Below are 25,457 nucleotides of genomic sequence, written 5' to 3' on the forward strand. Positions count from 1 at the left end.
GGCCGACCCCGCATCAGCGATGGCGGTAGGTTCGAAGCCGTGATCGAGCTGACCCGCGACCAGGAGCTGGCCCTCGCGACCGAGGACGGCGCGCCCGTCACCCGGATCCGGATGGGCCTGGGATGGGACAAGTCCCGGACCGCCGGTGCGGCCGGCAGCGGGCTGCCGGACATCGATCTGGACGCCTCGGCGGTCCAGTTCGCCGGAGACCAGCTGTTCGACCTGGCGTTCTACAACAACCTGACGACGCGGGACGGGTCGGTCGTGCACCTCGGAGACAACCAGACCGGCCGCGGCGAGGGCGACGACGAGGCGATCACCGTCGACCTCCCCCGCGTGCACGGCCCGGTCGACACCGTGTTCTTCATGGTGAGCAGCTACCAGGGCCACACCCTGGAGTGGATCCACCGTGCCTACTGCCGGATCGTGGACGAGGAGCGCGACGTGGAGCTGGCCCGGTTCACGATCACCAACGGGGTGCCGGAGACCGGGCTGGCGATGGCCAAGCTGGTCCGCGACGGGTCCGGCTGGAAGCTCGTCACCATCGGCCGGGGCATCGCGGTCAAGGTGCCCTCCGAGTCGACGGCGAAGCTGCGGCCGTTCCTCTGACCGCTCGCGCGGGGAAGGAACGGGGCGCCCCCGCGACGTTGAGTCAGAACTCCCGCTTCGACGTGGGGGTGGGGGTGCATCATGCGGGCGGGGAGGGGTACTTCGGAGGTATGGCGTCCCCGTCCCCCGACCCCATGGCGGACCGGACCAGCTTCGTGCTCGTGGTCGTGGTCATCGGCACGCTGCTCGTGTGGGCGACCACCGCGAACGTCCTGGGCGGCGCGATCGGGTTCACGACCGCCGTGCTCGTCGGAGCCGGGACCGCGTGCTGCGTGTGGCACGACCGGATCAGCTACGACCTGGTCTCCAACGTGGCCCTGGTCGGCATCCCGGTCCTCGTGGTGGGGCTGTCACTGTCCTGACCGGCGCTGCGCCTGGGCGATCGTCTCCTCGACGACCTGGTTGACCCGCGAGCCGCTGGGCCAGCCGGCGTAGTGGCAGAGCAGGATCACGATCTCCCGGAGCTGCTGCTCGTCGAGCTCGCCGGCGGCGTACGCCGCGGGGATCTGGATGGTCAGTACGTCGTGCTGGTTCGACCCGGTGAGCAGCCCGATCAGCAGCAGCCGGCGGTCCCGGTCGGTGAGCCCGGGCCGGTTCCAGATGTCGGCGAAGAGGTGGTCCGCGGTGTAGCGGAAGAAGTCGCCGGCGCCGTCGGTCATCTCGAAGCCGTACACCTCCTCCATCCGCTCGAGGCCGCGGCGGCGGACCTCCGGGAGCTCGTCGAACCTGCCCTTCCCTGGATCGCTCACAGTCCCAGTCCCTTCCCGAGGCGCGGCAGTGCCTCGCGTGCCAGAGGTACGTCGACGCCCAGCTCGTCGGCGAGCGCGATCGCGAACGCCAGGTCCTTCTCCCCCAGCGCTTGCACGTGCCCGAACACGTCGTACCAGAAGTCGTCCGGGGCGATCGGCGCCGTGGTGTCGCGGTACATGATCGCGCCGGGGCCGCCGGTGATCGCGTCGGTGTGCCGCACCACCTCGCCCAGCGCCACCAGGTCGAGGCCGGCGGCCTCGGCGAGCCGCTGGGCCTCGGTGACGGCGGTGAACGCGACGAAGTGGATCAGGTTCCGGGCCAGCTTCATCCGGGTGCCGGCGCCGAGCGACCCGGCGTGCACCACCTTCGAGCCCATCGCCTCCAGGGCGGGCCGGGCGGCGGAGAACGCCTCGTCGGACCCGCCCACCATGATCGCCAGCGAGCCGTCGGCGGCACCCATCGGCCCGCCGCTGACCGGGGCGTCGAGCACGGTCAGTCCCTGCGCCTCGAGCTCCGCCGGGGTGCCCGGCCCGACGGTGGAGTGGATGACCAGCACCGTGCCGGGACCGACGGCACCGGCGACCGCGCGGACCTGGTCGTCGTCGCGCACCATGACGCAGACGACGTCGGCGTCGATGTCCTCGACGCTCCAGGCCGCCGTCGCCCCCGCGGCGAGCAGCTCCGCGACCGGCTCCGCCACCACGTCGTACACCGTGAGGTCGATGCCGTCCGCCGCCGCGAGGCGCAGCGCCATCGGCCTCCCGATGTTGCCCAGCCCGACGAACCCGACCCTCATGGCCGGAACGTCTGTCCGCCGTCGACGGCGATGATCTGCCCGGTCACCCACGAGGACTCGTCGGAGAGCAGGAACAGGCAGGCGCCGACCATGTCCTCCGGCTGGCCCATCCGCTTGAGCGCGAGACCCTTCACCAGCTCCTTGGCGGCGTCGCCGGCCTGCGTGCGGGTGGCGGCGGTGTCGGTCGGGCCGGGCGCGATCGCGTTGCCACGGATCCGCATCCCACCGAGCTCGTGCGCGAGCTGCTGGGTCAGCCCGTTCACGCCGACCTTGGCGAGGCCGTAGAAGCCGGAGTAGAGGTACGCCGCGGTGCTCGACTGGTTGACGATCGAGCCGCCCCCGCGCTTCTGCAGCTCGGGGTGGACCGCCCGGGTCATCACCAGCGCGCCGTCCATGTTCACCGACATGAACCTGCGGTAGTAGTCCCAGTCGACCGAGATGAGCAGGTCGAACTGCATCTCGCCGTAGATCGCCGCGTTGTTGACCAACCCGTCGATGCCGCCGTAGCGGTCGACGGTCGCCTCGACGAGCGCCGCGGCCGACTCGTGCGAGGACACGTCGGTGCGCACGAACAGGCCGCCGATGTCCCCGGCCACCTGCTCCCCCGCCTCGGCGTTGAGGTCGGCCACGACGACCGACGCGCCCTCGGCCGCCAGCGCACGCGCATAGGCCTCGCCGATGCCCTGCGCCGCGCCCGTGACGACGACGACCTTGTCCTGGAAACGCATCTCGCTCCTCATGCCGGCTCTGCGACGGTCTTGGTCTCCAGGTACTCCTCGAAGCCCGCGACACCCATCTCCCGGCCGATGCCGGACTGCTTGTAGCCACCGAACGGCGCGTCCGGGCTGAACCACACGCCGCCGTTGACCGCGACCGTGCCCGTGCGGATCCGCGCCGCCACCGCCTTCGCCCGCGCCAGGTCGCCGGACTCGACCGAGCCGGAGAGGCCGTACGCCGAGTCGTTGGCGATCCGCACCGCGTCGTCGTCGCCGTCGTGCGGGATGACGACCAGCACCGGACCGAAGATCTCCTCCTGCGCCAGGCGGCTGGAGTTGTCCAGGCCGGCCACGACCGTCGGCTCGATCCAGTAGCCGTCCCGGTCCATCACGTGGCCGCCGGTGGCGAACCTGCCGCCGTCCTCCTCGGCGAGCCGGAGGTACTCCTCGACCCGGTCGCGCTGCGCCCGGGAGATCACCGGGCCGCAGATCGCGGCCGGGTCGGCCGGGTCCTTCGCGCCGATCGACTCCATGGTCGCGGCGGCGACCCGCACGGCCTCGTCGTACCTCTCGCGGGGTACGACGAGGCGCGTGGTGATCGCGCAGCCCTGGCCGGCGTGGATGCACGCCGTGAACGCCGTGGCCCCGGCGGCGGACGCGATGTCGGCGTCGTCGAGCACGATCGCCGCGGACTTGCCGCCGAGCTCGAGGAACACCTTCTTCAGCGTCGGCGCGGCCGCGGCCATGATCGCCCTGCCGGTCGCGGTCGAGCCGGTGAACGAGACCATGTCGACGCGCGGATCGGTGGTGAGCTGCGCGGCGACCTCGTTCGCGCGCGGGGTGACCACGTTGAGCACGCCGGGCGGGATGTCGGTGTGCTCGGCGACCAGCCGGCCGAGCTCGCAGCCGACCCACGGGGTGTCCGGCGCGGGCTTGAGCACGACCGTGCAGCCGGCCGCCAGCGCCGGGCCGACCTTCGCCAGGTTGATCTGGGTCGGCACGTTCCACGGCGTGATCGCCGCGACCACACCCACGGGCTCGCGACGCACCGTCCGCCGCGACGGGATGCCCATCGGCCTCGCGATGCCGAGATCGGTCTCGAACTCGTAGTTCTCCAGCAGGTCCGTGACCCACGTGAGCCCCTCGACGGGCACGTCGAACCCGGCCGCGCCCATCATGAAGCCGGGCATGCCTACTTCGACGGTGGTCAGCTCCTTGAACACGTCCGCCTCCTCGAGCAGGGCGGCGTGCAGCTGGCGCAGGCAGCGCACGCGCAGCCCGACGTCCGTCGACCAGTCGGTCTCGTCGAACGCCCGCCGGGCGGCGGCGATCGCGGCGTCGACGTCGGCCGCCGTGCCGTCCGGCGCCACGCCGATCTCCTGGCCCGTGGCGGGGTTGAGGATCGGGTACGACGTGGCCGCACCCACCAGCTTGCCGTCGATGAGCTGCTGAGCAGCGGGAGGAAGTGTCACTGCGCAGGCTCCTGGGTGAGGTGCTCGCCGCGCTCGACCGGCGGCGGCCACACGGTCGAGGGCAGGTCCTCGGGGCGGTAGTGGCCCGGCACCTCGAGGCCGAAGACCTTCAGCCGCTCCATCAGCGTGTCCGGCGCCTTGCCCGACTTCACGACGCGACCCATGGTGTGGGCCATCGCGCCGAAGTCGAACCAGTCCCGCTGCCAGGCGAACCTCAGCTCGCCGTCGGCCTGCCGCTCGACGCCGAACCAGGAGCCCCCGAGGCCGGGGATCTCGAACTCGCGACCGGTTGCGTCGTCGACGATGCCGGCGCGCTGCTTCCAGAAGCCGACGACCATGCCGTTCTTCTCGTCGATGACCGTCGCCTGGTAGTCGTAGTGCCAGCCGTCGAACCCGTCCATCTCGATGCCGATGGCCCAGTCCCGGATCTGGTCGCGCCCCACCGCCATGAAGTGCTCGTCGGGCGTCAGCATCCAGCCGTACGTCGCGTCCTCGGCGTACCAGTCCGCCATCGGCCGCCAGTCCCCCGACTGCTCGGCCTGCCGGTTGATGTCGAGCCAGGTCTCCCAGAACGCCTCGATCTCGGCGCGGGTCGGTGCAGTCACGTCATTCCTCCTCGAGGGCCAGCGCCATCGCTGGGCAGTACTGGACGGCGGCCTTCACGTCGCGCCGCCGGGACTCGTCGGGGTGCTCGTCGAGCACGACCACCCGGTCGGTGGCGTCGTCGAAGCCGAAGACGTCGGGCGCCTCGCCCTGGCACATCTGGTGCCCCTGGCAGAGGCCGAGGTCGGCGCTCACGCGCACCGCGTCCCCCGGTTGTCGAGTAGCGGGCGCCCGCGCGCGTACCGAGACATCATGTCTGCCGCCTCCGGTAGCGGACCCGGCACGGCTGCGCGAGCTGGATCACCATCTTCGAGACGTCGTCGCGGTAGGTCTCCGGGGGCTGCGCCATCTCGAACTCGTAGTCGCGCAGGATCACCGAGAAGATCGCCTTCATCTGCATCATCGCGAACGCATTTCCGACGCAGCGGTGCTTGCCGGCGCCGAACGGGATCCACGTCCAGCGGTTCTGGAGGTCCTCCTGGCGCGGGTCGAGGTACCGGCCGGGGTCGAACAGGTCGGGTTCCGGGAAGTCCTCGGCGATCCGGTTCGACACGCGCGGCGACGCGGCGACGACCGTGCCGGGCTGGACCCGGTGGCCCGCCAGCTCGATCTCCTCCTGCACGACGCGCATCAGGATGATCAGCGGCGGGTGGAGGCGCAGCGTCTCCTTGAGCGCCGCCTCCAGCCGCGGGATGGAGCGCAGCGCCTGGAACGAGACCTCCGATCCGTCCGCGTACAGGTCGTCGAGCTCGGCGACGACGTCCTTCATCACGTCCGGGTTCCGCATCAGCTCGATCAGCGCCCACGACGCCGTGCCCGACGAGGTGTGGTGGCCGGCGAACATCATCGAGATGAAGATGCCGGTGATGTAGTCGGCGGTCATGTCGATGGAGATCAGCACGTCGAGCAGGTCGCGGTCCTCGCGCGCGACGGGTCCCCGCTGCTGGCGGCGCTCGATGATCCCCTGCACCAGGCCGACCAGCTTCTCCCGGGCCGCGTCGCGGATCCGGAACGACTCGATGTCGGCGTACGGGTCGACGTACGCGATCGCGTCGGTGCCCCGCTCGAGCTCGTGGTAGTGCCGGGCGAACGACGAGTCGAGCTCCTCGCGGAACGGCTTCCCGATCAGGCAGGCGGAGGTCGTGTAGATCGTCAGCTCGGCGAACCAGTCGAGCAGGTCGATCTCGCCCTCGTCGCCCCAGTCCGCGACCATCCGGCGGATCTCGGCCTCGATCGTCGAGGCGTGCCCGCGCATCAGGTCGCCGCGCAGCGCCTGGTTCTTCAGCATCTGCTGGCGCTCCTCCGGCGAGGCGTCGAAGACAACGCCCTTGCCGAAGATCGGCGTCATGAAGGGGTACGCCGCCGCTTGGTCGAGCGTCGACTCCGGAGCCCGGAAGAACTGCTCCTGGGCGTCGGCGCCGTAGACGAGGACGACGTCCTTGCCGGCCAGCCGGAAGCGGCCGATGTCGCCGCACTCGTCGTACACCCGCTGGAAGAGGCCGATCGGGTCGACGCGCATCTCGGCGAGGTGGCCCCAGTCGTGCGCGGGGTCCTCGTCGGGGCCGGCATAGGAGACTTCGCGGATCTGCTCGGTCATCGGTCCTCCAGGGGGGCCTCGGGGTTCACCTCGATGAGGCTGAGGTGCACGCCACGCGGCGCGCTGACGACGGTGGTGATCGCATCGGCGATCGCCGCGGGCTTGAGGAAGTGGGGGTGCCGGGCCTGCCCGAACCGCACCCACTGGTTGAGCACGAACGCCGCCTCGTCCACGTCCCAGTCGGAGCCCATCTCGCTCCACGTCGGGCCGGGTCGGACGATCGACGCGCGGACGCCGGTGCCCTCGAGCTCCATCTGCATCGCGTGCGCCAGGCCCTCGAGCCCCCACTTGCCGGCGGCGTACGACGACATGAAGGGCCGCGCCCGCACGGCGACGTCGGAGGAGATGAAGACGACGTCGCCGCGGCGGCGCTCGACCATGCCGGGGACGAAGGCTCGGACCAGTCGGTGGGCGCCGACGATGTTGAGGTCCAGCTCCCGCGCGAACCGCTCGCTGTCGACCTCGTGGACGGTGCCGGGCGCGACCGCGCCGGCGTTCGAGACCACGACCTCGATCTCGCCCAGGTCGGCGACGACCTTCTCGGCGAACGTCCCCACCGAGGTCTCGTCGGTGAGGTCGAGCGCGTGCACGACGGCCTCGCCTCCGGCCTCGCGGACCTGCGCCACGACGTCCTCGCAGCGGTCGGTACGCCGGGCGCCGAGCGCGACCGGGAAGCCGGCCGCCGCGAGAGCGAGCGCGGTCGCGGCGCCGATCCCCGAGGAGGCGCCGGTGACGACCGCCGGCCGGCGGGAGGGCTGCTCGTACCTGCTCATCGCGGCACCACCGTCATGGGCGCGACCGCGAACCCGCGGACGTTGACCGAGTGCACGCGGCGACAGGCTTCGTGGTCGACCTCGATGGATCCGGCTCGCTCGACGAGCGCGGTCAGGGCCACCCGGGCCTCGAGACGGGCGAGGTTGGCGCCCAGGCAGAAGTGCCGGCCGCCGCCGAAGGAGAGGATCCTGGCCAGCTCGTCCGCGTCGCGGGTGATGTCGTACTCGTCCGGTCGGCCGAACACCGCCTCGTCGCGGTTGGCCGAGCCCAGGCAGAGCAGCAGCTTGGCGCCCTGCGGCGCGACCCGGCCGTGGAGCTCGACGTCCCGGAGCAGGTAGCGGGCGAGGAGCTGGCTGGAGGTGTCGTACCGCAGCGTCTCCTCCACCCAGGGCGCCACCAGGTCGGTGTCCCCCGCGCCGCCGAAGACCAGGTCGTGCTGGTCAGGGTGCCGGGTGAGGTGGAAGGCCGCGTGGCCCAGCAGCTTCGTCGTCGTCTCGTTGCCCGCGACGACCATGAGGAACAGGAAGGCGATCACGTCGTCGTCGGTCAGCCGCTCACCGTCGATCTCCGCCTCGATGAGGGCACTGGTCAGGTCGTCGGTGGGCTTGCGCCGCCGCTCGGCGACCATGTCCAGGTAGTAGCCGACCAGCCAGAGCGAGGCCTCGGCGCCGGCCGGCGGCACGTCGTACACCCCGTCCTCGCGGTGCACGACGACGTCGGCCTGGCGACGGACCTCGGCGCGGTCCTCCTCCGGGACGCCCATCATCTCGGAGATGACGTCCATGGGGAGCCGCCCCGCGAAGTCGGCGATCCAGTCGAAGCTGCCCATCTCGAGGCACTCGCCGAGGTAGCGGTCGGTGAGCTCCTGGATGCGTGGGAGGAGGTCGTGGACGCGTCGGGGGGTGAAGCCGCGCGACACCAGCGAGCGCAGGCGCTTCTGGCGAGGCGGGTCCATCCCGAGGATCGACATCACCTTGTGGGCTTCCGGACCCCAGGCACTCCGCTCGATCGCGACACCGTAGGAGTTGGAGTAGGTGCCCTCCGTGCGGAGCGCCTCCGCGATGTCCGCGTGCAGGGTCAGCGCCCACAGGTCCAGGACCGGGTTGTGGTGCAGCGGCTCGTTCGCGCGCAGCCAGGCGTAGACCGGATAGGGGTCGTCCTGGAACCCGTAGTCGTACGGGTCGAGGACCGGGCTGTCCTGCACCACGCTCATGCGTTGCCCCTCATGATCACTCCGACGACGGCGTCCAGCCGCTCGCCCATCTCCGTGTAGGACATCAGCCCCATGCCCGCCTGCAGCAGCGCGCCGGAGAACGCCAGGCCGAGCGCCTCGACCAGTGCCTCGACCATCGCCGGGTCGCCGTCGCCGACGGCCGTGCGGAACCGCCGGACCAGCTCGGCGCCGATCCGCAGCCGCAGCTCGTCCACCTCGGGGTCGGTGCCGAGGAGCGCGGGCGTCACGGCCGCGGCCAGCTCGGGCGCGGAGGCCAGCCGGTGCGAGAGGTTCCTCGTCACGGAGCGGACCCGCTCGACCGGCTCAACCCCCTCCGGCGCGCGGTCGGAGTCCTCGACGAGGAAGCGCCAGAACAGCTCGGCGTACAGCCGGTTCTTGGACGCCAGATAGGTGTACGCCGTCGCCGACGAGACGCCCGCGCGCTGGGCCACCGTCCGGATCGTCAGGGCCTCCGGGCCGACGGCGCGCAGCTCCTCACGGCCGGCGGCGAGCAGGTGCTCGGCGGTGGAACTGGACACCTGTCCAAACTAGAACGTGTTGCGCTTTCCTGCAATCCCCCACCCGGTGCACACTTTCTGCCATCCTGCGACACAACCCGGACCCGTCCGTCCCCCGTCGAGGAGGCTGTTCATGCTCAAGCGGCACACCCTGGTGGCAGCGACCACCCTGCTCACCGCCCTGGTCCTCGCGGGCTGCGGCAGCTCCGACGGCGGCGGCGCCGACGCGGACGCTCCGGCGGCCGGCAGCGGCGTCTGCGGCGAGGGCACCCCGGACGGCCTGCTCAAGGAGGTCTGCGACAAGGGCACGATCACGGTGTCGACGGACCCGGCGTACCCGCCGCAGTCCTCGCTGGACCCGAAGACGAACACCTACGTCGGCTTCGACATCGACGTGGCGACCGAGATCGCTCACCGGCTGGGCGTGAAGATCGGCTGGGAGACACCCTCGTGGGACGTCATCACCGCGGGCGGCTGGAACGACCGCTGGCAGATGAGCGTCGGCTCGATGACCCCGACGAACGCCCGCCAGAAGGTCCTCGACTTCACCCAGCCGTACTACTACACGCCGGCCGTGGTGGCCGTGAACACCGACAACACCACGATCTCGGACGTCTCCACGGACCTGGACGGCAAGAAGATCGGCGTCTGCTCCGGCTGCACGTACGAGGCCTTCCTCGACAAGACCCTGGCGATCAACGGCTTCACCTTCGACTTCGTCATCGACGACGCCGACATCCACGGCTACGACACCGACACGACCGCCCTGCAGGACCTGGCGCTCGGTGACGGCACCCGCCTGGACGCGGTGATCACCTCGCTCACCACGGCGCAGGGCTACGCCGACGCCGGCAACCCGGTCAAGATCGTGGGCGACCCGGTGTTCTACGAGCCGCTCGCGGTCGCCATCGACAAGTCCGCGGAGCAGGACCCGACGAGCCTGGCCGAGGCGATCGACAAGATCGTCGGCGAGATGCACGACGACGGCACCCTGACCGAGCTCTCCAAGAAGTGGTACGACGGCGTCGACCTCTCCGTGTCGCAGCAGTGACCGATCCCGCCGCCCCCGCAGAGTCGCGGATCGAGCGGCTCGCGCTCGCCAGTGCGCGCGTCCCGTTCCGGCTGAAGGTGGCCGCCGTCTGGGTGGTCATCTTCGTGCTGCTCGCGCTGTTCGTGCTCGCTGCCGGCTTCGATCGTGACTGGATCCGCGACAACATCCGGTACATCGCGGGCGGTCTGCGCTACACGCTCATCATGGCGGTCGGCGGCATCGGCATCGCGATCGTGCTGGCCACGTTCGGGGCGCTCGCCCGGCTGTCGCGGAACCCGATCGCGTACGGCGTGGCAGGGTTCTACGTCTCGTTCTTCCGGGGCACGCCGCTGATCGTGCAGATGTTCCTGATCTACCTCGCGCTACCGCCGGTCGGCCGCAACCTGGCCGATCGCTACACCTGGCTGCCCCCGGACTTCGACTCCGTGTTCGTGCTGTCCGCGGCGATGGCCGGCACGTTGGCCCTCGGCCTCAACTACGGCGCGTACATGACCGAGATCTTCCGGGCCGGCATCCAGGCAGTCGCGCTCGGCCAGTCCGAGGCGGCCGACGCGCTCGGCATGACGCACGCCCAGAAGATGCGCAAGGTGATCCTGCCGCAGGCGTTCCGCGTGATCATCCCCCCGACCGGCAACGAGTTCATCGCGATGATGAAGGACACGGCCCTGGTCTCGTTCCTCGGTGTGACGATCGCCAGCGCGGAGATCTTCCGGCGGGCCCAGCTGCTCGGGAAGGCCGACTTCAAGAACCTCGAGGCCTACCTGGCAGCGGCGATCATCTACTGGGCACTCACGGGCATCTTCTCGTTCTTCCAGCGCCGCCTGGAGTCCCGGCTGGCGCGCGGCTACGTGCGCACGCCGATGAAGGCGATCCCCGTCCAGCCCCACGGCGGCGGAGGAGGAGTCGTATGACCGACCCGATCGTCCGCATCGAAGGGCTGCACAAGCGCTTCGGCCACCTCGAGGTCGTCCGGGGCGTGGACCTGGAGGTCCAGCGCGGCGAGGTCGTGGTGATCTTCGGCCGGTCCGGGTCGGGCAAGTCCACGCTGCTGCGCTGCGTGAACATGATCGAGGACCCGACCGAAGGCACGATCGAGGTGTCCGGGGTCCGTCTCTCCGGCGGCCACCGGACCCGTCGCAAGCGCCGGCAGATCCGGCAGCTGCGGCTGAAGACCGGGATGGTGTTCCAGCAGTTCAACCTGTTCCCGAACATGACGGTCCTCGACAACGTGATGTGCGGTCCGGTGAGCGCCGGGCACGGCAAGGACACGGTGATCAAGCAGCAGGCCCTGGAGCTGCTCGACCGGGTCGGCCTGGCCGACAAGGCGGGCGAGCACCCGATCCGGCTGTCGGGCGGGCAGCAGCAGCGGGTCGCGATCGCGCGAGCGCTCGCGATGCAGCCGGACGTGATGCTCTTCGACGAGCCGACGTCCTCGCTCGACCCGGAGCTGACCGGCGAGGTGCTGGCGGTGATGACCTCGCTGGCCACCGACCTGCACATGACGATGATGGTCGTGACCCACGAGATGGGCTTCGCCCGCGAGGTCGCGGACCGGATGTGCTTCTTCCACGAGGGCCGGATCCTCGAGGAGGGGCCGCCGTCGCAGATCGTCTCGGCGCCGACCCGCCCGGAGACGAAGACGTTCCTGGACGCGGTGCTCTGACCTCTGAATATGCTGGCCCACCGGGCCCAGGGAGGGAACCCATGATCAGGACGACGCCGTTCCATGCGCGGCTCAGCGAGCTCAACGACCAACAGCTCTACACGCACTGGCAGGGCACGCTGTCGCCGATGCGCTACAGCCACGCGCCGAAGCACGAGTACTTCGCGGTCCGCAACAGCGCCGGCGTCTTCGACACCTCGCCGCTGTACAAGTACGCCGTGACCGGTCCGGACGCGGAGCGGCTGCTCTCGGGTGCGCTGGTCCGCGACATCCGGACCTGCCGGCCGGGGCAGGCGCAGTACACCGCCTGGTGCGATGACCGCGGCTTCGTCATGCACGACGGCGTGGCGTTCCGGCACTCGACGGACGACTTCCTGCTCACGGCCGGCCGACCCGCGCTCTCGTGGTTCCAGGAGCTCGCGGCCGGTCTCCGCGTCGAGCTCGAGGACGTCACCGACGACTACGGGATGCTCGCCGTGCAGGGGCCGCGCTCGCGCGCCGTACTGGCCGAGCTGATGCCCGAGGCGGAGAAGCTCGGCTACTTCGATCACGTGCCAGCGAAGGTCGCGGATGCCGGTGTCACGCTCTCGCGCACCGGCTACACCGGCGACCTCGGCTTCGAGATCACCGTCCCCGCCGACGACGCGCTCGCCGTGCTGGACGCGGTGCTGGAGGCCGGCCGGCCGCACAGCATCCGACCGTTCGGCGAGGAGGCGCTGATGACGCTGCGCATCGAGGCCGGGCTGCCTCTCGTGGACGTCGAGTGGCACGACGCGCGGCTCGCCTTCAGCGACGCCGACTGCGTGACCCCCAAGGAGCTCGGCTTCGGGTGGATGCTCCGCGGAGTCCGCGACGGCTCCCGCCGGTTCGTCGGGTCGGACGCGATCCGCCGCGAGCTCGTCGACGGCACCTCGCGCTGGGCGACGACCGGCATCGTCGTCGACCCCGAGGACTGGGACCGGCTGTACCGGGAGGCGGACCTGTTCCCGCCGAAGTCCGAGCACCCGTGGCCGTACGAGTCCATGGTCCTCGACGAGGACCGGGTGGAGGTCGGCTACTGCACGAGCTTCGTCTACTCCCCCGTGCTCCAGCGCCACATCGGGATCGCCCGGGTCCGGCCCGACCTCGCCGCCGCCGGCACCGCCCTGCGGCTCGAGCTCGCCATCAACCACCACAACACCACGGTGCGGGTCACGACGACCTCGATGCCGTTCTTCGACCCCGAGAGGAAGAAGGCATGAGCCACGAGTACGACGCGATCGTCGTCGGCGGGGGCCACAACGGGCTCACCCACGCGGCGTACCTCGCCAAGGCGGGCCTGCGCACGCTGGTGCTCGAGAAGAACGACCTCGTGGGTGGTGCGGCCATCACCGAGGAGCTGCTGCCGGGGTTCAACTTCACGACGTTCTCGTACGCGCTGAGCCTGCTCCGGCCGGAGATCATCCACGAGCTCAACCTGGTCGAGCACGGGTTCCTCCCGCTGATGATGCCTTCGTCGTTCCACCCCACCGGCGACGGCGACTACCTGCTCTTCGGCGACGACCACGCCCAGAACCTCCAGGAGGTACGCCGGCACTCGCCGCGCGACGCGGACGCCTACGAGCGCTACCACCGCGACCTGGACCGGGTCTGCCAGGCGATCCGGCCGCTCTTCGACAACGCACCGCCGAACGTCTTCGGCAACGACCCGGATGACGCGGCCGACGTGAAGTGGCTGATGGACCACCTCGGCGGCATCGACCGCAAGACCATGCACGACGTCGTGCGGCTGCTGACCGGCAGCGCCAAGGACTGGCTCGACGACTACTTCGAGCACGAGGCGATCAAGGGCTACCACGCCTCCTCGTCGATCATCGGCTCGAAGGTCGGCCCGATGTCGCCGGGCTCCGGCCTGGTGCTGCTGTTCCACAAGATGGGCGAGCACGACGGCCACCTCGGCTCGTGGGCGTTCCACAAGGGTGGCAACGGCGGCTTCACGCAGGTGCTGGCCCGCGCGGCGCAGGCGTACGGCGCCGAGATCCGGCTGGGCGCGCCCGTGACGTCCGTGCTCACCGACGGCGGCCGCGCCGTCGGCGTCGCGCTCGAGGACGGCACCGAGTTCCGCGCTCAGGTCGTCGTGTCCGCGCTCGACCCCCGGCGTACCTTCCTGGAGCTCGTCGAGCCCCGCGAGCTGCCGCTCGACCTCGTCGACAACATCCGCCGGATGAAGTTCCGCGGGGTGTCGGCGAAGGTGAACTTCGCCCTCGACGGGCTGCCGGTCTTCCCGGCCCTGCCGGACACGGTCGACCACTACGGCGGGTTCCTGAACATCGGCCCGACGATCGAGTACATCGAGCGGGCCTTCGACGCCGCGAAGTACGGCTGGTACAGCGAGCAGCCGTTCATCGACGCCGCGATCCAGTCCGTCGTCGACCCGGACATGGCGCCGCCGGGCAAGCACGTGATGTCCTGCTTCGTCCAGTACGCGCCGTACGAGCTGCGCGGCAGCGACTGGGAGACCGAGCGGCAGGCCTTCGGCGACAAGGCACAGGCCGTGCTCGAGTCGCACTTCCCCGGCTTCGGTGACCTGGTGCTGCACCGGGAGGTCGTGACGCCGGTCGACATCGAGACCCGCACCGGCCTGACCGAGGGCAACATCTTCGCCGGCGAGTTCCTCGCCCCGCAGATGTACTTCTTCCGGCCGGCACCCGGCTGGAGCCAGTACGCCACGCCGATCGAGGGCTACTACCAGTGCGGCTCCGGCACCCACCCGGGCGGCTGCGTCATCGGCTCGCCCGGCAGGCTCGCGAGCGCGCGCGTCCTGAAGGACCTCAAGCGGTGACCGACCACGAGGCCCGACCGATCCGGGTGGCCCTGTCCAACGACTACGAGATCGCGCTGCTGGGGATCGCCCAGATGCTCGCGCGGCACCCCAGCCAGGTCCAGGTCGTCGACCTGACCACGAACACCGAGATGCAGCACCGCCCCGACGTGATCTTGTTCGACACGTTCGGCCGGCTGCCCGACGACGACCGCAAGCTGCGCGCCGTCATCGACCAGAACCCCGCGAAGGTGGTCGTCTACAGCTGGGACGACTACCCCGAGGAGGCGGCCCGCCGGGCCGGTGCGGCGGGGTATGTCAGCAAGCGGCTGAGCGCGAACGAGCTGGTCGCCGCCATCGCCGCGATCCACGACCGGACGACGGTGGAAGCCGTCGAGCCGGACGGCGAACCCGTCATCACCTGGCCGGGGCAGGCGATCGGGCTCTCGCAGCGAGAGTCGGAGATGCTGGGCTTCATCACTCGCGGCCTCACCAACGCCGAGATCGCCCGTCGGGCCTACCTCAGCATCAACACCGTGAAGACCTACATCCGCACCGCCTACGCCAAGATCGGCGTGCGCAACCGCGCCGAGGCGGTCGCGTGGGGGATCCGCAACGGCTTCGAGTCCACGGACGACACGGGCATCTGAGACGGCGGTGCGGCCGGTGCCCGTGGCTTTCTGGTCGCGGGTGGTTTCGACCGATAGGCAGCTACGGGAGCGGTGGGTGGGTGGTCTTCGTGGTCTCCCGGCCTGCGGGTCGACGGCTGTGGCTTGCTGGCCGTGGGTGGTTTCGCCGACAGGGCAGCTACGGGAACGGTGGGTCGGGGGTCGTCGCCGATCCCCGGCTTGCGGGCTTGCCGTGTCCCTGGGCCTGTGGAGAGCGGCTCGGAATCGTGACCTGTTCGTTACCCAGGACCCTGTGGAACATGGGGTTCTGGGCCTCTCAGTGTCGGTGGCCGGTGCTTGAGTAGAGCCATGACAGCGATGGCCACACCTCGACACCGGGTCTCGGTGGCCGTCGCGCACGCCCACTCCGAGATCGATGCGGTCGCCGATGCGTCGGTGTGGTCCATGGACGCCGCCGAGACCACCGCGACGCTGATCCAGCTGACCCGGTTGAAGGCGCGGGTGGCCGAGCTCGAGGCCCGGGTGGCCGAGCACGCCGACGACGAACAGGTCGATACGTGGGCGCACCGGACCCGGCAGACCAAGCCCGTAGTGCTCGGCCAGGTGCGGCTCGGCCAGGCGCTGGTGACCCGGGGCCATGTGCGGGACGCGCTCGCCGCGGGTGACCTGGTGGTCGAGCAGGCCCGGGTGATCGTCGCCGCGCCGGACCAGCTCCCCGGCGACCTCGACACGACCCTGGTGGAGAAGGCCGAGCGGCACCTGGTGGCCGCCGGACGCGAGCACACCGCCCCCACCCTGCGGATCCTGGGCAAGCGGCTGATGGACGTGGTCGCCCCCGACCTGGCGGACGAGTACGAAGCGAAGCAGCTCGCCCGCGAAGAGGCCGACGCGCTGCTGGCCACCACGTTCACGATGGTCGATGACGGGCACGGCAAGTGCCACGGGAAGTTCACGGTCCCGTCCTTGCACGGTGCCGCGCTGAAGAAGATGCTGCTCGCGATCGCCGCCCCCCAGCACCGCACCGCCACCGACGGCCCCGCAGCCCCCGGCGCCGGGGTGGTGCCCCGGCCCGGTCGGGAACGCCTGGGGCGGGCGTTCTGCGAGCTCCTCGAGCGCTACCCCGCCCGCCGGCTCCCCCAGACCGGCGGAATCTCCGCCACCATCGTGGTCACCATGACCCTCGAGGCCCTCGAAGGCCGCCTCGAGCAGGCCGCACTCCTGGACACCGGGGAGAAGATCACCGCCGCCACCGCCCGCCGGCTGGCCTGCGAGGCCGGCCTGATCCCCGCCGTGCTCGGCGGACGATCCGAGGTCCTCGACCTGGGCCGCACCCGCCGGTTCCACACCAAGGCCCAGCGGACCGCGATCGGGATCCGGGACAAGGGCTGCACCGAGCCGGGCTGCGATTGGCCCCCGGCGATGTGTCACGTCCATCACGACATCCCGTGGAGCCGCGGCGGACCCACCGACGTCGAGCACGGCAGGCTCCTCTGCCCCAAGCACCACACCAGGTTCCACCGACGAACCTAGGCCGATGCTGACGAGGCCGCGCTCGGTCACGATTGCGCATCCATCGGCGAACGGTTCCGCACCAGTTCCCCGCCGGGACGTGTGCTGCCTACGTCTGGCGGATAAGAAGAAAGGGTCGCCCCGCCTCGACTGACCACCGGCTGCTGTGGGACGGGCGACGTCGAACGTGCACGGTGGTCGCAGGACGAGGGCCGGTGCCGTGTGCACCGCGCCCTGGTCGGTGCCTGCGCGCGCGCAGGCCGTACGAGCGTGACCTTCTTCCAGGAGTTGGCCCATGAGTCTTCGCAAGCGCATGGTCGCGGTAGGTGCCGCGGCCGCCCTCGCAGCCGGCCTCGCCGCATGTGGCGGCGGTGGCTCCAGCGGCAACAACGGTTCCCCCCAGTCCGACAAGTCCGGCGGGGACCTCCTCTACTACATCTACACGCCGATCGAGCACCTCGATCCCCAGCGCGTGTACGTCGGTCGCGACATCTCCAACCTGACCCGGACCGTCTACCGCTCGCTCGTGGCGTTCCCCGTCTCCGAGGACCCGGACGTGGCCAACAAGCCGGTCCCCGACCTCGCAACCGACACCGGCACGTCCACCGCGGGCGGCAAGGTCTGGTCGTTCACGGTCAAGGACGGGGTGACGTGGGAGGACGGGCAGCCCATCACCTGCGAGGACTTCAAGTACGGCGCCTCCCGGGTGTTCGCGACCGACGTGATCACCGGTGGCCCCAACTACCTGCTCAGCTACCTGGACATCCCGACCGACCCGAAGACCGGGCTGCCGGCGTACGACGGTCCCTACAAGAAGGACGGCCAGCAGTACTTCGACAAGGCCGTCACGTGCGACGGCAACACCATCACCTACCACTTCAACAAGCCGTGGCCGGACTTCCCGCTGGCGATCGCTGGCCTGCACATGATGGACCCGTACCGGCAGGACAAGGACCAGGGCGAGCGCTCGAACTACCAGATCTTCTCCAACGGCCCGTACAAGCTCGAGGGCACCTGGAGCAAGAACAAGGGCGGCACGCTGGTACGCAACACCAACTACGACCCGTCCACGGACACGCCGGACCTGCGCAAGGCCCTGCCGGACTCGATCGAGTTCCAGGTCGGTCTGACGGCGGAGAACCAGTACGACCGGCTGATCGCCGACACCGACCCCAATGCGGTCACGGGAACGTCCGCGCCACCGGCGTACTACAGCCAGATCGAGGGCGCGGTCGCAGACCGCTCGGTGCTGGTCGACTCGCCGTACGTCTACTACCTGGTGCCGTACTTCCGCAGCGCCGAGATGAAGAACCTCAAGGTGCGTCAGGCGCTCGCGCTCGCGACGAACGCCGACGCGTACAACGTGGCACTCGGGGGCGACAAGGCCGGCAAGGTGGCCGAGTCGGTCGTGAACCCCTCCGTGGTCGGCTACCAGGCGAACCCCGCGTTCGACGGGTCGAACTCGGGTGACACCGCGGCCGCGAAGAAGCTGCTCGAGCAGGCCGGCGTCCCGATGCCGGTGCCGATCAAGTTCACCTATCCCTCCAGCGAGACCGCCGACAAGTGGGCGGCCGCGCTGAAGGACACGTGGGACCAGGCCGGCTTCGACACGACGCTCGACGGCCTCGGTGACACCTATTACGACGTCATCCAGAAGCCCGACAAGGACTCCGACGTGATGTGGGGCGGCTGGGGCGCCGACTGGCCCTCGGCGATCACGGTGACGCCTCCGCTGTTCGACAGCCGCCCGAACCTGACGTCGGCCTCCGACGGACAGGACTACGGCGCCTACGACAGCCCCGCGTTCAACAAGCTGGTCGACGAGGCCCAGCACGCGGCCGACCTGGACACGCAGACCGCCGCCCTGCAGAAGGCCGACATCCAGCTCGGCAAGGACGTCGCCTACATCCCGCTCAGCGTCGCGCGGTTCTACATGCTGCACGGCTCCAAGGTGACGAACTTCGTTGCCACCCCGGCGTCGAACGGCTATCCCGACCTCGGCGCCATCGGCGTCCAGAGCTGACCGCCCCCGACGGACAGCTGCCTCCGGTCCCCCCGGGTCGTCGCCTCCCGACCGTGGTCGGGAGGCGGCGACCTGTGCGGGCGATCGCGTCGCCAGAGGCTGCGCGGGTCGCGGTCGCCCGGTCATCGGCGCCACCGCAGGGACTGGACGAGGACGCCGGCCACGACCAGGGCGCAGCCGAGCACCTGGAGCACCGTCGGCACCTGGTCCAGCAGGACGACCGACAGCAGCAACGCTCCTACCGGCGTGAGCAGCAGCAGGGCCGCGGCGTGGGCCGTCGTGAGCCGGGGAGAGCCCACGGCGACCAGCGCCCAGCCCGGCGCCTGGCCGACGGCGGCCACCAGCACCAGCCAACCGAACGCCGTCCACCCCGGGCTCAGGGTCAAGCCACCCGCGAGCGCCCCGACGGCCGCGGACACCACGGCAGCCGTGACCAGGGTGTCCCGGTAGCTGCGCAGCGCGGTCTGGTTCCCCAGTCGGCGCAGCAGGAACAGGAATCCCGAGTACGCGCACGCGGCCAGCAGTGCGTGGAGTGTCCCGATGCCCGCCTGTGAGCCGGCACTCGCACCTCCGGCCAGGCCGCCCGCCAGCACCACCCCGCACGCCATCACCGGAAGTGCGACGAGGTACCGACCCGGCGGTCGCTCCCGGTCGATGGTCCACGCCAGGCCGGGCACGATGACGATCTGGGCGTTGACCAGGACCGTCGACAGTCCCGCGCCGAGCTCCGCGATCGACTGCGCCCACCAGATCATGTCTCCGGCGAAGAGGGCCCCGCACAGCGAAGCCAGCGCGATCCGTCGGCCAGGTGAGCGAGCCGCGTCCGCCGTGCGTGGCTCCCAGCGTGCCGCCAGCGCGACGAGCGGCGCCGCCAGCAGGCAGCGCCAGACCGACGACGTGGCCGACGACGCACCCGAGAGATCGATGAAGATCGCCGTCGTCGACACGGCCAAGGCGCCGACGGCGACGGCAACCGCCGCCGACCGGTTCGACCGCCGGACGTGGCGCAGCGGGCCGGCGTACTCGAGACCAGGTCGAGCCGTGCCGGGAGAGCTGGCCATCTAACGACTGAAACCGCTTTGACCCGTTACTGTCAAGGTGTGGAAACGGCACCGGTGCTCGGCTTCGCCGACGGCGGCTCGCTGCAGGCGACCGCCAACCACCCGGCACTCGAGCTGCTCAACACCGTGGCCTGGCGCCTCGACCGCGACCGGACGGTCGACCGTATCGGGGAGGCGTCCGAGCTGGTGCGGTGGGCGGCCTTCGTCGGCATCCTCGACCCGGGGCAGCGGGAAGGGTTCACCGCCGAGGCGCACCAGGACCGCGCGGGCGCCCGCGAGGTGGTCCGCCGCTGCCGGGACCTGCGCGATGCTCTGTACGCCGTCGTACAGCCGCTGGCGACGGACGGGCGATCCGACCCGGCGCCGCGAGCCCACCTGGTAGCCCGCCTCCTGCGGGACCTCGGCCACAGCGAGATCGTGACCGTGATGCCGTTGCGATGGGACAGCCGCCCGCGAGGACTGCGCGACCTGCCGGAGGCGCTCGGCATCCACGCCTGGGACCTGCTCGCCCACGAGGACCCCACCCGGCTCCGGCAGTGCCGGGACGACGCCTGCGGCTGGCTCTTCCTCGACCGCTCGAGGAACGGGTCGCGGAGGTGGTGCAGCTCTGCCGACTGCGGCAACAGGAGCCGCGCCCGGCGACACCGGTCCAGGACCAGCGCGACGACCGCGCCCCGGACCCCGAGCTGAAGAACCAAGCCACGTACCGCACAGGAGGCTCGAATCCGCCGAACCTTGCGGTCAGGGCCGGTGGGGTGGTGGGGCGTCGTCGCCCGCGGTGGCCTCGAACGTGCCGTCGATGACCTGTTGGGCCAGGAGGCGCACCTTGATGTTGCGGGTCTGGGAGTTCCGGGTCAGGAACGCGAACGCCTGGTGGCGGTCGATGCGGTAGCGCTCCATCAGGATCCCGATGGCGGTGCCGATGTCGGTGCGGGTGTGGAGCGCCTCGCTCAGCTGCTCCACCTGGGAGGCGTAGCCGAGCAGCGCGCCGGCCTGGGTGGCGAAGAGCTCGGCGATCTGGACGGTGTCACGGTCGAAGGCCCCGGCGTGCCTGGCGTACAGGTTGAGGGCTGCCGTCTCTCCGTCGTGGAGCAGCTGGATGGCTGCCTGCGCACCGATGCCCAGGTCCACCGCCCTGGGGCCGTAGCGCGGGAACTCGCTGGTGGCGGCCATGTCGTTGACCAGCACGAACCGGTCGTCGGTGACCGCGGCGTAACAGGGACCTTCGTGAAGGTCGTACTGCACGTGGTCGGCCTTCTCGGCCACGGGGTCAGTGGCACTCAGGGTACGCAGTGGTTCGTTCCCGCTGCGCACCGTGACGCTCACGAAGTCGGCGCCCGGAATGTTACGGGCAGCCGACTGGGCCAGGGACTCCAGCGCGACATGGCGTGCGGGCGGCACTGGTCCGTCCCGCCGGACGTCGCTGGCGCGACCCCGTGTCTCCCTTGTGCCGTCCATGACATCCCTCCCCGGATCGCATGTTCCCGAGCTCCCCGCCTGGTCAGCCCACCGAGCTCAGAGCGTGGTGCGGTGCTGTCGGATGATCCGCTGCGCGATGTGGAGGATCGTCTGTTCGTCGTCCAGGGCTGCTCGTCGCAGCAGGCCGGCGGCCTGCTCAGCGCTCACCGTCTGGCTTGCCATGAGCAGCCCCGTGGCAACGCTGATGTCGGCCTGGTCGTCGGCGTCCCGCTGGGCTTGCTCCACAACGCCGCGGGCAGCCGCGAACTCCGGAGAGCGGCTCACTGCGATCGTGACCTGCGTGGCCAGCACAGCAGCCACGGCCTCCGCCGTCTCGTCGAAGACGCCACTGCGACTGTAGAGGTTGAGCGTGGCGACGGGCTCCTCGCCCCAGATCGCCGGGGTCGACAGGACACTGGTGACGCCCAGCTTGCGCGCGGCGACGGCGAAGTGCGGCAGCACCTCCTCCAGGCCCACCAGGTCCAGCCGCAGCCCTTCCATGGTTCGGAAGGTCTTCAGGCAGGGTCCGTCATGGAGGTCGTACTGCACCATGTCGAGCTCGAGAGCCACCCGTGCAGTCGCCGACGCCGTCGTCGGACGACCGTTGACCGCCAGCGCGACGCTGGCCGCGTCGCAGCGGGGCACCGAGGTGGTGGCCAGTTCGGCGATGTCGGCCAGCACGCCCCCCAGGGTGCCCCGGGTCTGGATCACCTCGGCGAGCTCACCCAATGAGGAGAGAAGATCATCACTGATCGCCGGACGGCTCCCACGCTGATCAGCGCACATGTGCGTCTCCTCAATCCCCGGGTCGTGACGACATCCGCTGTTGCTCAGGGGACCCGAGCGAGCCCTGTCAGGATACTGGACCGCTCCTGCTCGAGGCAGAGACCGGGACGCCGCCGATCGGGTACCCGGTCGTCGAGATGTCCATGCCGCTCGAGGCCATCTTCCCAGGCATGCCCGCCCCGAACAGAGGGAACCGGATCGCGTCAGCAAACGACGAGGAGGATCATCATGGCCACCGGCGAAACCGGCTTCGACGACGTCACCTACGACCTGATCTCGGTGCAGTACCACTCCCTCAAGGCAGGCCACGACTACGGCCAGTACGTCCGGGACGCAGAGAACGCCGGCCAGGCCGACATCGCCGCGTTCTTCCGGCAGGTCATGGAGGAGGACTCCACCCGCGCCCATCGCTGCCACGAGTTCCTGCGGAACCTGGGCGGTACCGACAACACCAGCCCACAGCAAGGTACCGAGTGACGCCGCGGGACCCGGCCCGTCTCCGAGCGTGAGGGGGTGACGATGTCCGACGACACTCTGTCGCTGCTCAGGGACCCGTACGGGTTCATCGGCCGGCGCGCTCGGCTCACCGGCCGAGACGCCTTCGAGACCCGTCTCCTGGGCAGGCGAGCGGTGTGCGTGACCGGGCCCAGGGCGGCCGAGCTGTTCTATGACGAGGCCCGGTTCACCAGGGTCGGAGCGGCGCCCCTGCCGCTGCAGCTGACACTCTTCGGTCGCGGCGGGGTCCAGGGCCTCGACGGGCCGGATCATCGACACCGCAAGGCTCTGTTCAGCCATTTCATGGAGCGCGAGCAGGTCGAGGGGCTGGTCGCAGCCTTCACCAAGCACCTGGAGCAACAGGTCCAGGGATGGACCACGCGCGACACGGTAGCGCTCTACCCCGAGTTCCAACGGGCGCTGGTCCTGGCTGTGTGCGAATGGGCTGGCATTCCCCTCTCCGAGGCCGAGCTGGGCCCGCGGACGCGTCAGCTGGTGTCGCTCTTCGACGATGCCGGCGCGCTCGCCCCTCGCCACCTACGCTCCGTGGTGGCCCGTCGGCTCGCCGACCGCTGGGCGGAGGACCTGATCAACGATGCCCGGGCACCTGGTGCACCACTGGTTCCCGACTCGCCGGTGGCGCTGGTCGCGACGTACCGGACACCGGCCGGTGACCTGCTGCCCGCCCGCATCGCCGGTGTCGAGCTGCTCAACCTGCTCCGTCCGACGGTGGCGGTCTCGGTGTTCCTCACCCTGGTCGGGCAGGCGTTGCGTGACCATCCCGAGTGGCGCGACCGCCTGCGAGCAGACAACAGCCTCGACGACGCGTTCGTGCAGGAGGTACGGCGGTTCTACCCCTTCTTCCCTGCGGCGATCACCCGGGTGCGCCGGGACTTCGAGTGGCACGGCGTCCACTTCGGCAAGGGCCAACGGGTGCTTCTCGACCTCTACGGCACCGACCACGACGATCGCACCTGGGAGGACCCGCACCGGTTCGACCCGATGCGGTTCCATGGCGACCCGCCCGGGCCGTTCGCCTTCGTCCCGCAGGGAGGCGGCGAGCCGCAGACCCACCACCGCTGCCCGGGCGAACCGATCACCGTCGCCCTGATGAAAGCAGGCACCGAGCTGCTCGCACGCAGACTCGACTACGGGTACGGCGACCCTGCCGAGCAGCTGGACACGACCCGGGCACCAGCGCTCCCCCGTCACGGGTTGTTGCTCCACCGACCGCGCGAGCGCACGACGGTCTGACCTCGACGGCAAGGTGAGGGCAACGGATCCCGGCAGCTCCGGCGACCGATACCCGGATCGCCGTCCGGGCCGGCTCGACGCGCCCCCGGACGCCGCGTGCGTGCCGGACGAACGGGTACCGGTCGTGGATGAACACGTCCTACCCCTACGACCCCGAGCTTCACCCGGCCGGCTCCAGCGCCGCTGACGGACAGTGCTCGTGGCACGGCGCCGAGGGCTCCCAGGAGGCCGGCTGCGAGGGTGAGCCGGTCGTGTCCTTCCAGGACGACCAGGGACGCTGGCAGTCGGGATGCCAGCGGGCTCTCGAGGAGCTCGTCGAGCGCGGGCAGATCGAGCCACTGGGTCAAGGCGCATGAGCGAGTCCGGGACGACTGCTCCCGAGCCGGACGAGCTGGAGATCTTCGACGTCCTGCCGGAAGGATCGGCGACCAGCCTCCTGGCCTGTCGGGTGTGCGGCGCCCTCGTGCCCTCGGAGCGCGGCTGTCCCCGCGTTCACTGGGACTGGCACGAGGCGACCAACGGGGCCTGAGCTCCCCCGGCTGGACCGCGACACCTCACACGGACCGCGGCGCCCGACCGCCCGGATCTGCGGAGACGGGCAGCACGCTCAGGCGGACGCTGTCGTGTCGTATCCGGTGGCGCGAATGGTCCTGGCGGGCACACCCGCGACGACGGTGTCCGCGGGCACGTCCTTGGTGACGACGGAGCCAGCGCCGACGATGGCGCCGTCGCCGATCGAGACGCCGGGCAGCACGGTGACCCCGGCGCCGAGCCACACGTGGCGTCCGATGAGCACCGGGCTCGGGCTCATGTCGGCGCGGCGGTCAGGATCGATGGCGTGGTTGAGCGTGGTCAACGTGCTGCCGTGCCCGATGAGGGTGCCGTCGCCGATGGTGATGCCGCCGGTGTCCTGGAAGCGACAGCCCAGGTTGATGAACACGTCCTTGCCGAGGTGCAGGTTCTTGCCGAACTCGCTGTGGAAGGGCGGGAAGACGGTGACCGAGTCGTCGACCGGCCGGCCGGTGAGCCGGCCGAGGAGGTCGCGTACCTCGTCCGGGTCGTGGTACCCGGAGTTGAGCTCCGCCGTGATCTGGAACGCCTCCTGTGCGGCATCATGCATGAATTCGTGGTGGGCGGACCCGCCCTCGATGAGCGCGCCGCTGTTCACGTGCTGGAGAAACTCCCGGAGCTGCATCGAAGTCACCTGGCCTCGAGGGTGGCGGTGACCGCACCGTCCAGCGCCGCGATGCGCTCCGCGGCGATGTCGTCGAGACGGCCCAGGACGACGATGCCCGGGAAGTAGGACTGGTCGCCGTAGTAGAGGACGAGGTCGTTGCCCGGCGCGTAGTAGCCGAGGTCGCCGATCTCGGGGTCCGCACCCTCGGGCTGGCCCTCGAGGGACAGCGGCCCGGGCAGCGGTCCGGTCTTCTCCACCCCGCCGTGGTCGATCATCTCGATGGTGACGGGCAGCTGGGCGAGCAGGTCCTTGCTGGCGGCGCTGTGGTCGAGCGTGGCGGTGAACTGCTGGTCGCCGATCCTGATGCCGATCCGCATGATGGTCTCTTCTCCGGCCGGGGCGGCCTCGGGGCTGTCGGTCCGGTCGCCGGTTGTCGGATTCCCGGTGGGGCTCGGAGCCTCAGGGCTTGCGGACGCACAGGCACCGAGGGTGATCGACACCGC

At 70.5% G+C, this 25,457-nt stretch carries 30 protein-coding genes; 15 read left to right on the plus strand and 15 right to left on the minus strand.

The genetic code is table 11. The annotated features are described in order from the left end of the window. Positions 1-39: 39 nt before the first annotated feature. Positions 40-609: a TerD family protein gene (locus N538_RS24535; RefSeq protein WP_051549056.1), complete on the plus strand. Its 570-nt coding sequence runs from the start codon at positions 40-42 to the stop codon at positions 607-609. Positions 610-719: 110 nt separating this feature from the next. Then, positions 720-971 carry a hypothetical protein gene (locus N538_RS0108970; protein ID WP_155992021.1) on the plus strand — a complete coding sequence of 84 codons (252 nt, stop codon included), beginning with the start codon at positions 720-722 and terminating at the stop codon, positions 969-971. On the opposite strand, the gene N538_RS0108975 is transcribed toward N538_RS0108970, so the two are convergent. Genes N538_RS0108975 through N538_RS24545 form a run of 10 tightly spaced genes read right to left on the minus strand, consistent with a single transcriptional unit; the run spans position 960 to position 9,069 of the window. Then, a complete protein-coding gene (locus N538_RS0108975) occupies positions 960-1,358 on the minus strand; it encodes a carboxymuconolactone decarboxylase family protein (protein WP_028637033.1) in 399 nt (132 codons plus the stop codon). The two genes, N538_RS0108970 and N538_RS0108975, sit on opposite strands and share 12 nt — an antisense overlap. Next, the gene (locus N538_RS0108980; RefSeq protein ID WP_028637034.1) at positions 1,355-2,155 is read right to left on the minus strand and encodes an NAD(P)-dependent oxidoreductase; all 801 of its coding nucleotides are present in this window, start codon (positions 2,153-2,155) and stop codon (positions 1,355-1,357) included. Before N538_RS0108980 ends, N538_RS0108975 begins: the two co-directional genes overlap by 4 nt. Beyond that, positions 2,152-2,883, minus strand: a complete 732-nt coding sequence (locus N538_RS0108985) for an SDR family oxidoreductase (RefSeq protein ID WP_028637035.1) — start codon at positions 2,881-2,883, stop codon at positions 2,152-2,154. Before N538_RS0108985 ends, N538_RS0108980 begins: the two co-directional genes overlap by 4 nt. An 8-nt stretch (positions 2,884-2,891) precedes the next feature. Then, the gene (locus N538_RS0108990) at positions 2,892-4,343 is read right to left on the minus strand and encodes an aldehyde dehydrogenase (RefSeq protein ID WP_028637036.1); all 1,452 of its coding nucleotides are present in this window, start codon (positions 4,341-4,343) and stop codon (positions 2,892-2,894) included. After that, positions 4,340-4,948: a hypothetical protein gene (locus tag N538_RS24540; RefSeq protein WP_051549060.1), complete on the minus strand. Its 609-nt coding sequence runs from the start codon at positions 4,946-4,948 to the stop codon at positions 4,340-4,342. Before N538_RS24540 ends, N538_RS0108990 begins: the two co-directional genes overlap by 4 nt. Position 4,949: 1 nt before the next feature. Next, a complete protein-coding gene (locus tag N538_RS0109000; protein WP_028637037.1) occupies positions 4,950-5,147 on the minus strand; it encodes a ferredoxin in 198 nt (65 codons plus the stop codon). A gap of 49 nt (positions 5,148-5,196) precedes the next feature. After that, on the minus strand, positions 5,197-6,543 hold the full coding sequence (locus tag N538_RS0109005; protein ID WP_028637038.1) for a cytochrome P450: 1,347 nt from the start codon (positions 6,541-6,543) through the stop codon (positions 5,197-5,199). Continuing rightward, complete coding sequence (locus N538_RS0109010) at positions 6,540-7,316, minus strand: SDR family oxidoreductase (RefSeq protein ID WP_028637039.1); 777 nt, start codon at positions 7,314-7,316, stop codon at positions 6,540-6,542. The genes N538_RS0109005 and N538_RS0109010 overlap by 4 nt, the downstream gene beginning before the upstream one ends. Next, positions 7,313-8,530, minus strand: coding sequence for a cytochrome P450 (locus N538_RS0109015; protein ID WP_028637040.1), 1,218 nt, complete (start codon positions 8,528-8,530; stop codon positions 7,313-7,315). The genes N538_RS0109010 and N538_RS0109015 overlap by 4 nt, the downstream gene beginning before the upstream one ends. Next, positions 8,527-9,069 (minus strand): TetR/AcrR family transcriptional regulator, encoded by a 543-nt coding sequence (locus N538_RS24545; protein WP_051549062.1) that lies wholly within the window; start codon positions 9,067-9,069, stop codon positions 8,527-8,529. Before N538_RS24545 ends, N538_RS0109015 begins: the two co-directional genes overlap by 4 nt. Before the next feature lie 112 nt (positions 9,070-9,181). On the opposite strand from N538_RS24545, the gene N538_RS24550 reads away from it, so the two are divergent. The 8 genes from N538_RS24550 to N538_RS0109060 all read left to right on the plus strand — a co-directional run bounded on the left by N538_RS24550 (position 9,182) and on the right by N538_RS0109060 (position 18,723). Then, a complete protein-coding gene (locus N538_RS24550; protein ID WP_051549064.1) occupies positions 9,182-10,099 on the plus strand; it encodes a transporter substrate-binding domain-containing protein in 918 nt (305 codons plus the stop codon). Continuing rightward, a complete protein-coding gene (locus N538_RS24555) occupies positions 10,096-11,010 on the plus strand; it encodes an amino acid ABC transporter permease (protein WP_051549065.1) in 915 nt (304 codons plus the stop codon). Before N538_RS24550 ends, N538_RS24555 begins: the two co-directional genes overlap by 4 nt. Positions 11,011-11,018: 8 nt before the next feature. Further along, positions 11,019-11,762 (plus strand): amino acid ABC transporter ATP-binding protein, encoded by a 744-nt coding sequence (locus N538_RS0109035; protein WP_028637041.1) that lies wholly within the window; start codon positions 11,019-11,021, stop codon positions 11,760-11,762. A gap of 41 nt (positions 11,763-11,803) precedes the next feature. After that, positions 11,804-13,003 (plus strand): aminomethyltransferase family protein, encoded by a 1,200-nt coding sequence (locus N538_RS0109040; protein ID WP_028637042.1) that lies wholly within the window; start codon positions 11,804-11,806, stop codon positions 13,001-13,003. Further along, positions 13,000-14,583: a phytoene desaturase family protein gene (locus N538_RS0109045; protein ID WP_028637043.1), complete on the plus strand. Its 1,584-nt coding sequence runs from the start codon at positions 13,000-13,002 to the stop codon at positions 14,581-14,583. Before N538_RS0109040 ends, N538_RS0109045 begins: the two co-directional genes overlap by 4 nt. Continuing rightward, positions 14,580-15,212 carry a response regulator transcription factor gene (locus tag N538_RS0109050; RefSeq protein WP_028637044.1) on the plus strand — a complete coding sequence of 211 codons (633 nt, stop codon included), beginning with the start codon at positions 14,580-14,582 and terminating at the stop codon, positions 15,210-15,212. Before N538_RS0109045 ends, N538_RS0109050 begins: the two co-directional genes overlap by 4 nt. Positions 15,213-15,539: 327 nt before the next feature. Then, the gene (locus N538_RS27315; protein WP_081790378.1) at positions 15,540-16,721 is read left to right on the plus strand and encodes an HNH endonuclease signature motif containing protein; all 1,182 of its coding nucleotides are present in this window, start codon (positions 15,540-15,542) and stop codon (positions 16,719-16,721) included. A 274-nt stretch (positions 16,722-16,995) separates the two neighbouring features. Beyond that, the gene (locus tag N538_RS0109060; RefSeq protein WP_028637045.1) at positions 16,996-18,723 is read left to right on the plus strand and encodes an ABC transporter substrate-binding protein; all 1,728 of its coding nucleotides are present in this window, start codon (positions 16,996-16,998) and stop codon (positions 18,721-18,723) included. A 122-nt stretch (positions 18,724-18,845) separates the two neighbouring features. On the opposite strand, the gene N538_RS24565 is transcribed toward N538_RS0109060, so the two are convergent. Beyond that, positions 18,846-19,784, minus strand: coding sequence for a DMT family transporter (locus tag N538_RS24565; RefSeq protein ID WP_081790379.1), 939 nt, complete (start codon positions 19,782-19,784; stop codon positions 18,846-18,848). Between the two features lie 39 nt (positions 19,785-19,823). On the opposite strand from N538_RS24565, the gene N538_RS0109070 reads away from it, so the two are divergent. Beyond that, entirely contained in the window at positions 19,824-20,474 is a 651-nt protein-coding gene (locus N538_RS0109070) for a CGNR zinc finger domain-containing protein (protein ID WP_197025287.1), read from the plus strand. 51 nt (positions 20,475-20,525) lie between these two features. Here N538_RS0109070 and N538_RS24570 read toward each other — a convergent pair whose 3' ends face one another. Both N538_RS24570 and N538_RS0109080 read right to left on the minus strand, forming a co-directional pair. After that, positions 20,526-21,242, minus strand: a complete 717-nt coding sequence (locus tag N538_RS24570; protein WP_081790380.1) for a GAF and ANTAR domain-containing protein — start codon at positions 21,240-21,242, stop codon at positions 20,526-20,528. Positions 21,243-21,299: 57 nt separating this feature from the next. Next, a complete protein-coding gene (locus N538_RS0109080) occupies positions 21,300-22,028 on the minus strand; it encodes an ANTAR domain-containing protein (protein ID WP_028637047.1) in 729 nt (242 codons plus the stop codon). A 228-nt stretch (positions 22,029-22,256) separates the two neighbouring features. Here N538_RS0109080 and N538_RS0109085 point away from each other — a divergent pair, with 228 nt between their 5' ends. The 4 genes from N538_RS0109085 to N538_RS28360 all read left to right on the plus strand — a co-directional run bounded on the left by N538_RS0109085 (position 22,257) and on the right by N538_RS28360 (position 24,306). Next, positions 22,257-22,505, plus strand: a complete 249-nt coding sequence (locus tag N538_RS0109085; RefSeq protein ID WP_028637048.1) for a hypothetical protein — start codon at positions 22,257-22,259, stop codon at positions 22,503-22,505. A gap of 42 nt (positions 22,506-22,547) precedes the next feature. After that, complete coding sequence (locus N538_RS24575; RefSeq protein ID WP_036570050.1) at positions 22,548-23,777, plus strand: cytochrome P450; 1,230 nt, start codon at positions 22,548-22,550, stop codon at positions 23,775-23,777. 128 nt (positions 23,778-23,905) lie between these two features. Beyond that, complete coding sequence (locus N538_RS0109095; RefSeq protein ID WP_028637049.1) at positions 23,906-24,133, plus strand: hypothetical protein; 228 nt, start codon at positions 23,906-23,908, stop codon at positions 24,131-24,133. Beyond that, complete coding sequence (locus tag N538_RS28360; protein ID WP_155992022.1) at positions 24,130-24,306, plus strand: hypothetical protein; 177 nt, start codon at positions 24,130-24,132, stop codon at positions 24,304-24,306. The genes N538_RS0109095 and N538_RS28360 overlap by 4 nt, the downstream gene beginning before the upstream one ends. A gap of 78 nt (positions 24,307-24,384) precedes the next feature. Here N538_RS28360 and N538_RS0109105 read toward each other — a convergent pair whose 3' ends face one another. Both N538_RS0109105 and N538_RS0109110 read right to left on the minus strand, forming a co-directional pair. Further along, entirely contained in the window at positions 24,385-24,972 is a 588-nt protein-coding gene (locus tag N538_RS0109105) for a sugar O-acetyltransferase (protein WP_036569982.1), read from the minus strand. A gap of 5 nt (positions 24,973-24,977) precedes the next feature. Continuing rightward, positions 24,978-25,331 carry a cyclophilin-like fold protein gene (locus N538_RS0109110; protein ID WP_231496180.1) on the minus strand — a complete coding sequence of 118 codons (354 nt, stop codon included), beginning with the start codon at positions 25,329-25,331 and terminating at the stop codon, positions 24,978-24,980. Positions 25,332-25,457: the final 126 nt, after the last annotated feature.

The organism is Nocardioides sp. URHA0032 (assembly GCF_000620645.1).
GTDB lineage: Bacteria > Actinomycetota > Actinomycetes > Propionibacteriales > Nocardioidaceae > Nocardioides.

Coding starts and splice junctions, on each gene's coding strand:
- N538_RS0108970 (WP_155992021.1), top strand. CDS start 720: ATGGCGTCCCCGTCCCCCGACCCCATGGCGGACCGGACCAGCTTCGTG.
- N538_RS0108980 (WP_028637034.1), bottom strand. CDS start 2,155: ATGAGGGTCGGGTTCGTCGGGCTGGGCAACATCGGGAGGCCGATGGCG.
- N538_RS0108985 (WP_028637035.1), bottom strand. CDS start 2,883: ATGCGTTTCCAGGACAAGGTCGTCGTCGTCACGGGCGCGGCGCAGGGC.
- N538_RS0109005 (WP_028637038.1), bottom strand. CDS start 6,543: ATGACCGAGCAGATCCGCGAAGTCTCCTATGCCGGCCCCGACGAGGAC.
- N538_RS0109010 (WP_028637039.1), bottom strand. CDS start 7,316: ATGAGCAGGTACGAGCAGCCCTCCCGCCGGCCGGCGGTCGTCACCGGC.
- N538_RS0109015 (WP_028637040.1), bottom strand. CDS start 8,530: ATGAGCGTGGTGCAGGACAGCCCGGTCCTCGACCCGTACGACTACGGG.
- N538_RS24550 (WP_051549064.1), top strand. CDS start 9,182: ATGCTCAAGCGGCACACCCTGGTGGCAGCGACCACCCTGCTCACCGCC.
- N538_RS0109040 (WP_028637042.1), top strand. CDS start 11,804: ATGATCAGGACGACGCCGTTCCATGCGCGGCTCAGCGAGCTCAACGAC.
- N538_RS0109045 (WP_028637043.1), top strand. CDS start 13,000: ATGAGCCACGAGTACGACGCGATCGTCGTCGGCGGGGGCCACAACGGG.
- N538_RS27315 (WP_081790378.1), top strand. CDS start 15,540: ATGACAGCGATGGCCACACCTCGACACCGGGTCTCGGTGGCCGTCGCG.
- N538_RS0109060 (WP_028637045.1), top strand. CDS start 16,996: ATGAGTCTTCGCAAGCGCATGGTCGCGGTAGGTGCCGCGGCCGCCCTC.
- N538_RS24565 (WP_081790379.1), bottom strand. CDS start 19,784: ATGGCCAGCTCTCCCGGCACGGCTCGACCTGGTCTCGAGTACGCCGGC.
- N538_RS24570 (WP_081790380.1), bottom strand. CDS start 21,242: ATGGACGGCACAAGGGAGACACGGGGTCGCGCCAGCGACGTCCGGCGG.
- N538_RS0109080 (WP_028637047.1), bottom strand. CDS start 22,028: ATGTGCGCTGATCAGCGTGGGAGCCGTCCGGCGATCAGTGATGATCTT.
- N538_RS0109085 (WP_028637048.1), top strand. CDS start 22,257: ATGGCCACCGGCGAAACCGGCTTCGACGACGTCACCTACGACCTGATC.
- N538_RS24575 (WP_036570050.1), top strand. CDS start 22,548: ATGTCCGACGACACTCTGTCGCTGCTCAGGGACCCGTACGGGTTCATC.
- N538_RS0109095 (WP_028637049.1), top strand. CDS start 23,906: ATGAACACGTCCTACCCCTACGACCCCGAGCTTCACCCGGCCGGCTCC.
- N538_RS28360 (WP_155992022.1), top strand. CDS start 24,130: ATGAGCGAGTCCGGGACGACTGCTCCCGAGCCGGACGAGCTGGAGATC.
- N538_RS0109105 (WP_036569982.1), bottom strand. CDS start 24,972: ATGCAGCTCCGGGAGTTTCTCCAGCACGTGAACAGCGGCGCGCTCATC.
- N538_RS0109110 (WP_231496180.1), bottom strand. CDS start 25,331: ATGCGGATCGGCATCAGGATCGGCGACCAGCAGTTCACCGCCACGCTC.